Raw genomic sequence first — 11,160 nt, forward strand, 5'->3', positions numbered from 1 at the left:
ACCGCGAGACGCGCGAGCCGGCGCCCGACATTGCCGAGCAGGTCGCCAACCGCATGCGCCACCGCGGTGTGCTCATGGGCAAGACCGGGATCCACGGCAATGTGCTGAAGATCCGCCCGCCCATGCCGTTCTCGCGCGACAATGCCGACGTCCTGATCGGCGCCCTCGACGAGGTGCTGGGTGAAGTCGGCGGAGTGAAGGCGTGAACGCTGTTTCCACGCAATCCGAGCCCGAGACGGCAGCCGATGTCACCGAGCTTGCCAAGCGCGCGCTCGAACATTGGGGCATTCGTGAGGGTGAGCCAGAGCTGCTGAAATTCCGCGAGAACGCGGTGTTTCGCGTCATCTTGCCAACAGGCCAGCCGGCCGCCATGCGCATTCATCGGCTTGGCTATCACACGGACGCCGCCCTGCGCTCGGAACTGCAATGGATGGGCTTTTTGCAAGCGGCCGGCATCGCCACGCCATCTGCGGTCGCCACGCCGGCCGGCGATCTGTTCGTGCTTGTCAGCGCCAACGCCTCAGTGCAACCCCGGCAAGTCGATTGCTTGAGCTGGCTGGAAGGCCGCGCCGTCGGCGCGCGAGGCGTGCCGCTGGATTTTACGCCCGAGCAGGCAAGACAGGTCTTTACCGCGATGGGCCGAACCATCGCCCACATGCACAATGTCACGTCTGCCTGGACGCCGCCCGCCGGCTTTGCCCGCCATGCCTGGGATTTCAATGGCTTCTTCGGCGCGAACCCGAATTGGGGCCGCTTCGAGACCTCGCCCTTCCTCGACGGCCCTCATCGCGAGCTGGTTTTCCAGGCGCGGGAAAAGGCCGTGAAGGCGCTGTCGGAGCATGAACGCAGCGCCCGCAATTTCGGCATCATCCACGCCGATCTGGTGCGCGAGAATGTGCTCGTCCATGACGGCGCGATCCGCATCATCGACTTCGACGATTGCGGCCATGGCTGGCACATGTACGACCTTGCCGTCGCGCTCTACCAGAACCGCGATGAGGCGATCTATCCGCTGATCGAGGCCGCTTTGCTCGAGGGCTATCGGCAGGAGCGGGCACTGACCGCGCGCGACATCGCCGCGCTGCCGCTGTTTTCGGCGTTGCGTGCCTTTGCTTTCCTCGGTTGGGTGCAGAGCCGCGTCGAAGGCGACATCACCAGGGATGTCGGCCAGCGTATGTCGGCCATCGCAGCCGATGTGGTGATTGCCTATCTGCGTGGCGAATAGGGCCGATCAATAAGAACTGGCGGGTCATCAGCCCTTCGCGAAATGGATGCTGACCGTGCCCGAACTGCCGAAATCGGCGACGATCGTGTCGCCGGGCCGCGCCTCGACCGGGCGCACGAACGATCCAGAGAGCACCACCTCGCCAGCCGCGATCGACATGCCGTAGCGGGCGAGCCTGTCCGCCAGCCAGGCGATGCCCATGGCCGGGTGGTTGAGCACGCCGGCGCCAAGCCCGGTTTCCTCTACCTCGGCGTTGCGCGAGACGATGGCGCCGATCCAGCGCATGTCGGCCTCATCAGGACGTTGCCGCCGGCCGCCGATGACAATGCCGGCATTGGCGGCATTGTCGGAAATCGTGTCGAAGAAGGTGCGCACCTTCTTCGTCTCGGCATTGACGCGCTCGATGCGCGTATCGAGGATTTCCAGCGCCGGTGTGATGTAGTCGGTGGCGTGGAGCACGTCGGAGATGGTCACGCCGGGGCCTTTCAGCGGCGCCTTCATGACGAAGGCGATCTCGGCCTCGACGCGCGGCTGGATGAAGCGGCCGGCCGGCACCGTCGCGCCGTCATGGAAGAACATGTCGTCGAACAGCACGCCCGAATCCGGCGTGTCGATGGCAAGCGCGTACTGCATTGCCTTCGATGTCAGCCCGATCTTCCAGCCCTTCGGCTTCAGCCCGGCATCGATCTTGCGCGCCACCAGCGCCGCTTGCACGCGATAGGCGTCCTCCATCGTCGCATCGGGAAAATCGAGGCTGAGCAGACGGATCTGGCGGCGCGACCGCTCGGCCTCGAACAGCTGTGCCGCGGCGTCCTCCACCTGTTCCGGGGTCATTGCGCTGCCTCGTCGACGACACCGTTTCTGAGCACGCCGATGCCTTCGGCCTCCACCTCGATCACGTCGCCGGGCTTCAGCCAGATCGGCGGCTCGAAGCGGGCGCCAGCACCCGTCGGCGTGCCGGTGACGATGATATCGCCCGGCACCAGCGTGGTGAAGGTCGAGATGTAGTTGATGATCTTGCGGAAGGAAAAAATCATCCGGCTGGTGCGGTCCTGCTGGCGCAACTCGCCATTGACGCGGGTGGTCAGCGCGATGTCGGCGATCTGCGCCTCGTCGCTGAACGGCACCAGCCATGGGCCGATCGAGCCGCTGCGGTCGAAATTCTTGCCTTGCGTGACGTTGAACTTGGCATGGCGCACCCAGTCGCGGATGGTGCCTTCATTGCACAGCGAGAGCGCCGCGATATGGCCGAGCGCGTCGGCCTCGGCAATGCGCCGGCCGGCCTTGCCGATGACGATGACGATCTCGCCCTCATAGTCGAGCTGCGGTGATTCCGGCGGCCGCACCAGCGGCGCGCCATGGCCGACGAAGGAGCGGGGGAAGCGGATGAACAGTGACGGGTTGGAGGGCGCTGCCTGGCCGTCCTTGTACTCCTCGTTGCGGTCGGGGTAGTTGACGCCGACGCAGATGATCTTTTCCGGTGACGGGATCGGGATTTCATAGGCGATGGCGTCGAGCGGAAAATCGGCGGCAAACGCCTCGGCCTCTTCCGCCAGCCGCCGCAAGGCGCCGGCCTCGATCACTTCCCGCAACGTCGGCCATTGGCCGTGGCGCGCCGACAAGTCGACGACACCGTTGCCTGATATCGCGCCATAGCGCACCTTGCCGCCGACGGTGAAGGTGGCGAGCCGTGCGTGGTTCATGCTGCGGCTCCGGCGATGGTGAATATCGGCGAGGTCGGAGCTCTACGACGCCCCCCTCTGTCCTGCCGGACATCTCCCCCTCTTGGGGGGAGATTGGATGTCATCTCTGCCTTCGCCAATTTCCAACGCTGCAAGAGAGGCGCTGACCATGGGCCTGGCCAATCTCCCCCCTTGAGGGGGAGATGTCCGGCAGGACAGAGGGGGGCGTGACGGAACGCTATCATCTCTGAATTCCCGTCTAAGGCGCAATGATCGGCGAAGCCGCCAAATCCGGCTGGCGTGCCTTCGCTCCGGCAAACACACTGCCCTCCTCGAACCAGCTTTTCGGCGCCGGCGCGCCCCACAGCGTCTGGCGTTGCGGGTCCTTGAGGTCCCATTTTATCGGCTCGAGGTCCGGATCGACCGTCTGGTAATCCGAACAGTAAATCTCGATGCGGTGGTTGTCCGGGTCTCTGACATAGAGGAAGAAGGCGTTGGAAATACCGTGCCGGCCGGGGCCGCGTTCGATGTTCGGCAAATAGCCCGTCGTTGCCATCAGATCGAGCAGGTCGATGATGTTGAGCGGCGTCGGCACCCAGAAGGCGACATGGTGCAGGCGCGGCCCGATGCCGTTGGTGAAGGCGATGTCGTGCACGCCGCCCTTGCGGTGCGTCCACGCCGCCCACAGCCTTCCGCTGCTGGCGTCCTCGGTATACTCGGTCACCCGGAAGCCGAGCTCGTTGTAGAAGGCGACGGACTCGTCGACATTGGGCGAGAAGCAGTTGAAGTGGTCAATGCGCAGCGGCTTGACGCCCTTGTACAGCGCATACTTCTGGTGGATCGGCGGCAGCCGCTCCATCTCAGCGTAGAATTCGAGCGGAATGCCGTGCGGATCGCGGGTGCGGAAGGTGCGCGACTGGTAAGGCCGCTCGACCCATTCCACCGGCAGGCCCTTGTCCTTGAAGAAATGCACTGCCTTGTCGAGGTCTTCATCCGAGAAGACCTTGAAGCCAAGGTCGCGCGCTTCTGCCGTGGCCGCCTTCTTCAGCACGATGCAATGGTGCCCACGCTCCTCCAGCGCCCTGAGATAGATGGTGTCCGATGTCTCGTCGGTGACCTGCAGGCCGAGCGTATCGACATAGAAGGCGCGGGATTTGGCGAGGTCGGTGACGGCCAGCTCGACATGGCTGAGGCGCACGATGTTGAAGGCGGGGTAGAGATTGGGCTTGGGCAAGGGCATCTGATTTCCTCCGGTCAGCCGCCGAGTTTCTGGATCGCGTGCGCCGTCGTCGCAAAGGCTATGTTCTTCGTCTCCATGTAGAAGTCGAAGGAATGGTCCCCGCCGTCGCGGCCGATGCCGGAATTCTTGACGCCGCCGAACGGTGTCGGCAAATGGCGCACATTCTCGGAATTGACCCAGATCATGCCGGCATCGAGCGCGTCTGTGAAGCGGAAGGCGCGGGTGACGTCCGAGGTCCAGAGATAGCCGGTCAGGCCGTATTGCGTGTCGTTGGCCAGCGCAAGCGCCTCGGCCTCGTCGTTGAAGGGAATGGCGCTCAGCACCGGCCCGAAAATCTCCTCCTGCGCAATGCGCATGCCGTTGGTGACGTTGGTGAACAGTGTCGGGCCGACATAACAGCCGCCGCCCGGCCCATCGACCTTGCCGCCGCCGACGGCGAGCGTGGCCCCCTCCGACCTGCCGATGTCGATATAGGACAGCACCTTCTTCTCATGCACCGGATGGATGAGCGGGCCGACCACCGTTTTCGGATCGAGCGGATGGCCGACGACGATGCGCTTCGCCCTCTCCGCGATTTTGGCGGTGAAGCTTTCATAGATCGAAGCTTCGACCAGCAGTCGCGACGATGAGGTGCAGCGTTCGCCATTCAGCGAATAGATCATGAATACGGCGGCGTCGGCGGCGCGTTCGAGATCGGCGTCGGCAAAGACGATCACCGGGTTCTTGCCGCCAAGTTCGAAATGCACGCGCTTCAGCGTGTCGGCGCCTTGTTTCATGATCATCGAGCCGGTACGGCTCTCGCCGACAAAGCCGATCGCCTTGATGTCGGGATGCTCGGTCAACGCCTTGCCGGCATCTTCACCCAGGCCGTTGACCAGGTTCCACACACCCTTCGGCAGACCGGCCTCCTCGGCGATCTCGACCAGCAGGCGGGCGGTCAGCGGCGAAAATTCAGCCGGCTTATGAACCACGGTGCAGCCGGCCGCCAGCGCCGGTGCGATCTTCCAGGTCGACAGCATGAACGGCGTGTTCCACGGCGTGATGATGCCGACCGGGCCGATAGGCACCCGCGTGGTGAGGTTGACCTGGCCCGTGGTCCGCAGCGTCTCGCCGTCTCGGGCTTCGGGTGCACGGTCGGCGAAGAAGCGGAAATTCTCGGCACCCCGCAACGCCGCCTTGGCCATGAACTTCAGCGCCTGGCCGGTATCCATGCATTCGACGAAGGCTATCTCCTCGGCACGCGCCTCGATCGCGTCGGCGATTCTGTGCAGCAGCTTCTTGCGCGCTTCGCCCGGCATGGCGGCCCAGGCTGGAAACGCAGCCTTGGCTGCCCTGGCGGCGCGGTCGATGTCGGCGGCTCCGCCGCGCGCGACGCTTGCCAGCGGCTTCAGGTCGACCGGCGACAGCGTTTCGAACGTCGCGCCGTCGAGCGCCGGTACCGCCTCGCCGCCGATCTGGTTCAACACGCCATCGCGCCTGAAGCGGTCCATATAGGCCTCGGCCTTGTTCAGATTGCCTTGCAGGTCGGACATGTCGGGTTCCGTCACTTGCCGCGCAGTCGCGGGTGGATTGCGTTTCTCTTCCAACTCAGCTCCGGGTCGATTTCCCGGATCTCGAGCGACAGGGCGAAATGCGGGGTCTCGAACAGCCCGGCGAGATATTCGCTCACCGCCGCGAAGACGGCTTCGCCGGTCCGCTTCTTCTCATCAGGGCTGCGGCCGGTGCCGATGCGAAACGACATGTCGAGAAAAGCGTTTTCCGGCAGACTGTCGGCCATCGCGTAAGCCTCGGCGCGAAAGGCCCGCACCCGCACGGCGCCGGTCTCGAACAGCCCGGTGTCCAGCACGGTGCGCAACACCAGCGCGCACAATTCGCCCATGTCGACCTTGGCATCGAGATTGGCTGAATACTCGATGGAGAAGTGAGGCACGGCGTTTCCCTGGTCTATTGCTTTTGTTGTAGTTAACGCGTTAATTACATGCAACGCCGACGAAGTCAAGTCTTGCATCGGCCTTGGCGCAACGATACGGGATGGCAGGAACGGGCCCTGGCAGGCGGATTCGGCTGAGGGAAGGCCTGTTTTCGATCGCAAGCGTGGGAGGCTCTTTTTCTTACTGCCTGAAAACACCCGTCGTTCTCTGCCAATGGCGCTGCTTCATGCCCGCGAAGCGGTGATGGCGCGGTTTCGGCCGATGCTTGCGGCGCATGACGTGACCGAACAGCAATGGCGCGTGCTGCGCGTGCTGAGCGAAGCCGGCCCGGTCGAGGCGACGGAACTCGCCGACCGCGCCTCGGTTTTGCCGCCCAGCCTGACGCGCATCATCAAGGCGCTCGAGGGCCGCAAATTCATCACCCGCAACAAGGCCGAAGGCGACGGCCGACGCGTCGTTCTAACCATTGCGCCCGCCGGTTCCGCCCTGATCGACGCCCTGTCGCCGGAGCGTCGCGTCATTTATGACGACATCGAACAGCGCTTCGGCCACGAAAAGCTCGAGCAGTTGCTCGATCTGCTGGAGACGCTGATCGACGGCGAGAGCTGATCGTTCCGGCTACCGCAGAGGTTTCGACGGTCGCTTGGGTTGACGGCCCCGCATACCTTGAAAATGGCCGAAACACCCGATGGGGTCAGCTAACCTCGCAACCTCGCCCCTTCCGGATCGAAGAACGGTATCGGAGCCACCACCGCACGCGTCGGCTTACCACCGATATCAATGCTCAATTCGGTGCCGACAGCCGTGAAGGGCAGCCGCAGATGCGCGGTGGCCAGCACCTTGCCGAGGGAATAGCCGTGGTCGCTGTAGGTGACGATGCCGGCGTCCTCGCCATCGGCCAGAATCCTGGCATCGGCCGCGGCCGGCTTGTCGCCGTCGAGGATCAGTCCGACCCATTGCTCGTCGAGGCCCTTGTCGCGAACCTTGAGCAAAGCTTCGCGGCCGATGAAATCGCCCTTGTCGAACTTGATCCAGCGGTCGAGGCCGACATGGAACGGGGTGCGGGTCTCGTCCATGTCGATGCCGTGCGCCGGATAGGCCTTTTCCAGGCCCAGCGTGAACATCGCCAGCACGCCATAGGGTTTCAGGCCAAAGTCACGGCCGGTGCGCATCAGCGCGTCCCAGAGAGAGGCCGCCTCGTCGGCCGGCACGAACAGTTCGAAGCCGAGTTCGCCGGTGACGCCGGTGCGCGAGATCAGTACCCGCGTGCCGTTGATATGGCCCGACGTGAACGACCAGCGCTTCAGTCCATCCAGATCGGCATCCGCGATCAACGCTTTCAGCAGTTCGCGCGAGCGCGGACCCTGGATGGTCGGGAAGGCGATGGCCGCCGTGATGTCGGTGACATAGGCCTTGCGGCCCTGAGCGTGATGCTGCAGCCAGGGCAGCATCTTCAGGCGGTTGACCGAGCCGGTCACCAGCATGAAGTGCTCCGGGCCCAACCGAAACACGGTGAGGTCGTCCATGATGCCGCCATCCTCGCGGCAGACCGTGGAATAGCGGACGTGGCCCGGTTTCATGGCAGCGGCATTATTGACGATGACATGGTTGACCAGCGCCTCGGCCTCCGGCCCCTTGATATCCATCTTGCCCATGGTGCTGAGATCCTGCACGCCGACATTCCTGCGGGTGTTCAGGTGCTCGTCGGCAATACCGGAATAAGTTTTGGCCGAGATGAAATCGCCCCCGACACGACCCATGGTCGCGCCCAGCCCGACGATGCTGCTGTAGAAAGGGGAACGCCGCTCAGCCAAGGAAGTCTCCATCGTTCATGAAAAACGGCAGCGCCAGGCAGCGCTGCCGGAAGGCATTTGTTGTCGTTCTCAGCTGCCGTAGACGTCGAAGGAAAAGTATTTGTCGTTGATTTCCTTGTACTTGCCATTGGCGCGCAGCGCGTCGATGGCCGCATTGAGCTTGTCGGCCAACTCCTTGTTGCCCTTCTGCAGGGCGATGCCGACGCCGGGGCCGTGTATGGCCGGATCGGCCGTCAGCGTGCCGAGCAGCTTGCAGCAGGCGCCGTCTGGCTTCTTCAACCACTCGGTCAGGATGATCGAGCCGTCCATCATCGCGTCGAGGCGGCCATTGGCCATGTCGGTGCGGGCATCTTCGCCCGTCGGATAGGCCTTGACCGTCGAGCCTGCATATTTCTGGTCGGCGAATTTCTGGTGGATGGTCGCGGTCTGCACGCCGAGCGCCTTGCCTTTCAGGTCGTCCGGCGAGGAGCCTGATATGGTCGAATCCTTCGGTACGGCGATGGCCGGCGGCGTCTGGTAGTATTTGTGGGTGAACTCGACCTTTTCGGCCCGCTCGGGCGTGATGGTGATGTTGATGATGGCGTCGAACTTGCCGGCCTGCAGCGCCGGGATCGAACCATCGAAATCCTGCACGCTGAACTCGCACTCGGCCTTCATCTGCGCGCACAGCGCCTTCCCCAAGTCGATGTCGAAGCCGCCCAGCGTGCCGTCGGCACTGGCGTAATTGAAGGGCGGATAGGCGCCCTCGGTGCCGATCCTGAGTTTTTTGTCCTGGGCGGAGGCGGCGCCCGTGGCAAGGGTGAGAGCGACGGAAGCTGCAAGCACGAAACGACCGAAAAGACGCATGTTCGAGTTCCCCGTTGAAAGCGGGAAGTCTACGGGCTTTCATGATCCCGGCGGAGACGGAAACGACATGCGCTGCGGCGATCGCGGCGCGGCGAGCGGACCAAGCCCTCACGATTGGTCGTGCGTTAGCCGGCGCGCTGCTTGTTCGTCGCTGTCCGGTCGATGCCGAGTTCGCCTGCCGAGAGGACAACGCCAAATTTTTCGTTGGCTTCCTCGATCGTATAGTAACCCAACGCCACGTCGCGCAGCACCAGATCCGGATCGCGCTGCAGCGGATCGCCGTAGCCGCCACCGCCCGGCGTGCCGACACGCACGCGGTCGCCGGCCTTGAGCGCGATGTCCTGCTCCTTGGACAAATGCGGCGGTACATGTTCCTCGCCGTTGCGGAAGACGGTCACCATGTTGACCGCGCCATCCCTGCCGCCGAGTGCGCCTTGGGGGCCGAAACGGCCGTGATCCATGACGAAAGAAGCACGGGCGTCGCCGCGCAGGATTTCGACCTCATAGGCGAGGCCGAAACCGCCGCGATGCTTGCCGGCGCCGCCTGAACCTTCGCGCAAGGCATAGTGGCGGTAGAGCACCGGGAATGCCTGTTCCATGATCTCGACCGGCGGCGATTTGGAAATGCCGATGGTCGAGCAGCCATTGGTCAGTCCGTCATGGCCTGAATTTCCGCCGTAACCGCCGCCGGAGATCTGGTACATGACGTAATCGCGACCGCGCGCCGGGTCGTTGCCGCCGAGCGCGAAATTGCCGCTGGAGCCGGCGGGCGCCGCCGTCACCTTGTCCGGCAACGCCTGCACCATGGCCGCGAACACCGCTTCCGCGATGCGCTGCGACACTTCAGCCGCGCAGCCCGAGACCGGGCGTGGATATCTGGCGTCGAGGAAAGTGCCTTCCGGCCGCTTGACTTCAAGCGGTTCGAAGGCACCGGCGCTGATCGGCACATCAGGGAAAATGTGACGCATGGCGAGATAGACCGACGACAAGGTCGTCGCCAGCACACTGTTCATCGGCCCGGCGCAGGGCTTTGACGAGCCGGTGAAATCGAAGGTCAGCGTATTGCCCTGTTTCTCCACCGCGAGCGCGATGGTCAGCGGCTCGTTGACCACCCCGTCGGAATCGACAAACGCCTTGGAATGGTAGGTGCCGTCGGGAATGGCTGAGATGTTGGCGCGCATCTGCTCGGCCGCGCGGCGGCGCAGTTCGGCGATCGCCTCGACAACCGTTTCATCACCGTAACGATCCAGGATACCATTGAGCCGGTCCTGGCCGATCAGCAGTGCCGCAGCCTGGGCGCGGATGTCGCCGATGCGCTGGTCGGCAACGCGGATGTTGGAGCAGATGATGGCGTAGATCTCCGGATCGAGCACGCCCTTCTTGAACAGTTTTACGGGCGGCAGTCGCAGGCCTTCCTGCTCCACGGCAGTCGCCGAGGCCGAAAATCCGCCCGGGACCGAGCCGCCAATGTCGGGCCAATGGCCGGTGTTGGACAGCCAGCAGAAAATCTTGCCGTCCCGGTAGACCGGCATGGCGAAGCGCACATCCATCAGATGCGTGCCGCCGAGATAGGGGTCGTTGACGATGTAGATGTCGCCTGGTTCCGGCGGCAGGCAACGGCCGTCGGCGATCATCTCGATCACCGTCCTGGTCGAATATTGCATGACGCCGACGAACACCGGCAGGCCTTGGCTGCCTTGCGCGATCAGCGAACCATCGACGGCGGAATAGATGCCGTCGGAGCGGTCATTGGCCTCGGCGATGACAGGCGAGAAGGCGGCGCGCGAGAAGGTCAGGTCCATCTCGTCGCAGACCTGCTGCAGTGCCGCCTGGAGGACCGAAAGGGTGATGGCGTCGAGCTTTGCCCTATCAAGATTTGGCATCTCAGGCCTCGCCAATGTCGATGATGATGTTGCCGTCGGCGTCGCTGCGTGCGCGGTCGCCGGGTTCGAGCACGGTGGTGGCATCCACCTGTTCGAGGATCGCCGGCCCTTCGATTTCAGCGTCAAGCGGCAGCTTTTCACGCGCGTATACCGGCGTGTCGTGCCATTGGCCGGCGTACCAGACCGGCCGGATTTCGCGCCGCGCCTCGTCGAGCGTTGTTGCGCGCCCGGCCGGGTCGATCAGCCGCGACAGATCGATCGCCGGACGCACGCCAGTGACCGAGGTGTTGAGATTGACGAGGTTGGCGCGGATTTCCGGAAGCTCGACCTTGAAGCGGGCGAAATAGGCCTTTTCGAAAAGCTGCTGCAGCGTTGCCCGCGTCACCGATGAGGACGGCAGCGCCACGTTGATGATGTGGGTCTGGCCGACGAACTGCATGTCGGCGGAGTGGGTGACGCGGATCGTCTCCGGCTTCACCGCTTCCTTGCCGATCAGCTCTTCACCTTCGTTTCGGTGTCGTTCCAATACAGTATGAAGC

10 protein-coding genes and 2 pseudogenes are annotated in these 11,160 nt (G+C 63.8%); 3 read left to right on the plus strand and 9 right to left on the minus strand.

Features of this window, described 5'->3' with window-relative positions; genetic code table 11:
* Together EN964_RS11685 and EN964_RS11690 are read left to right on the plus strand one after the other, a co-directional pair.
* Positions 1-206, plus strand: a pseudogene (locus tag EN964_RS11685) (aspartate aminotransferase family protein); the annotation flags it as partial.
* Positions 203-1,225, plus strand: a complete 1,023-nt coding sequence (locus EN964_RS11690) for a phosphotransferase enzyme family protein (protein WP_127266754.1) — start codon at positions 203-205, stop codon at positions 1,223-1,225. The pseudogene EN964_RS11685 and the gene EN964_RS11690, both read left to right, overlap by 4 nt.
* Positions 1,226-1,252: 27 nt before the next feature.
* Here EN964_RS11690 and hpaH read toward each other — a convergent pair whose 3' ends face one another.
* The 5 genes from hpaH to EN964_RS11720 form a co-directional block, all read right to left on the minus strand.
* Positions 1,253-2,059: a 2-oxo-hept-4-ene-1,7-dioate hydratase gene (hpaH, locus tag EN964_RS11695; RefSeq protein WP_127266755.1), complete on the minus strand. Its 807-nt coding sequence runs from the start codon at positions 2,057-2,059 to the stop codon at positions 1,253-1,255.
* Positions 2,056-2,928, minus strand: a complete 873-nt coding sequence (locus tag EN964_RS11700; protein ID WP_127266756.1) for a fumarylacetoacetate hydrolase family protein — start codon at positions 2,926-2,928, stop codon at positions 2,056-2,058. Before EN964_RS11700 ends, hpaH begins: the two co-directional genes overlap by 4 nt.
* Positions 2,929-3,166: 238 nt before the next feature.
* Entirely contained in the window at positions 3,167-4,147 is a 981-nt protein-coding gene (hpaD, locus tag EN964_RS11710; RefSeq protein ID WP_127266757.1) for a 3,4-dihydroxyphenylacetate 2,3-dioxygenase, read from the minus strand.
* A gap of 14 nt (positions 4,148-4,161) precedes the next feature.
* A complete protein-coding gene (hpaE, locus tag EN964_RS11715) occupies positions 4,162-5,679 on the minus strand; it encodes a 5-carboxymethyl-2-hydroxymuconate semialdehyde dehydrogenase (protein WP_127266758.1) in 1,518 nt (505 codons plus the stop codon).
* Positions 5,680-5,690: 11 nt separating this feature from the next.
* Positions 5,691-6,077 carry a 5-carboxymethyl-2-hydroxymuconate Delta-isomerase gene (locus EN964_RS11720; RefSeq protein ID WP_127266759.1) on the minus strand — a complete coding sequence of 129 codons (387 nt, stop codon included), beginning with the start codon at positions 6,075-6,077 and terminating at the stop codon, positions 5,691-5,693.
* Between the two features lie 214 nt (positions 6,078-6,291).
* Here EN964_RS11720 and hpaR point away from each other — a divergent pair, with 214 nt between their 5' ends.
* The gene (gene hpaR, locus EN964_RS11725) at positions 6,292-6,687 is read left to right on the plus strand and encodes a homoprotocatechuate degradation operon regulator HpaR (protein ID WP_127276380.1); all 396 of its coding nucleotides are present in this window, start codon (positions 6,292-6,294) and stop codon (positions 6,685-6,687) included.
* Between the two features lie 89 nt (positions 6,688-6,776).
* Here hpaR and EN964_RS11730 read toward each other — a convergent pair whose 3' ends face one another.
* The 4 genes and pseudogenes from EN964_RS11730 to EN964_RS11745 all read right to left on the minus strand — a co-directional run.
* Entirely contained in the window at positions 6,777-7,892 is a 1,116-nt protein-coding gene (locus EN964_RS11730; protein ID WP_236383079.1) for an aminomethyltransferase family protein, read from the minus strand.
* A gap of 69 nt (positions 7,893-7,961) precedes the next feature.
* Positions 7,962-8,738: an ABC transporter substrate-binding protein gene (locus tag EN964_RS11735; RefSeq protein ID WP_127267820.1), complete on the minus strand. Its 777-nt coding sequence runs from the start codon at positions 8,736-8,738 to the stop codon at positions 7,962-7,964.
* 125 nt (positions 8,739-8,863) lie between these two features.
* Complete coding sequence (locus tag EN964_RS11740; protein ID WP_127267819.1) at positions 8,864-10,621, minus strand: hydantoinase B/oxoprolinase family protein; 1,758 nt, start codon at positions 10,619-10,621, stop codon at positions 8,864-8,866.
* 1 nt (position 10,622) lies between these two features.
* Positions 10,623-11,160 (minus strand): annotated as a pseudogene (locus tag EN964_RS11745) (hydantoinase/oxoprolinase family protein); the annotation flags it as partial.

Source organism: Mesorhizobium sp. M7A.F.Ca.CA.001.10.2.1 (assembly GCF_003998575.1).
Lineage (GTDB): Bacteria > Pseudomonadota > Alphaproteobacteria > Rhizobiales > Rhizobiaceae > Mesorhizobium.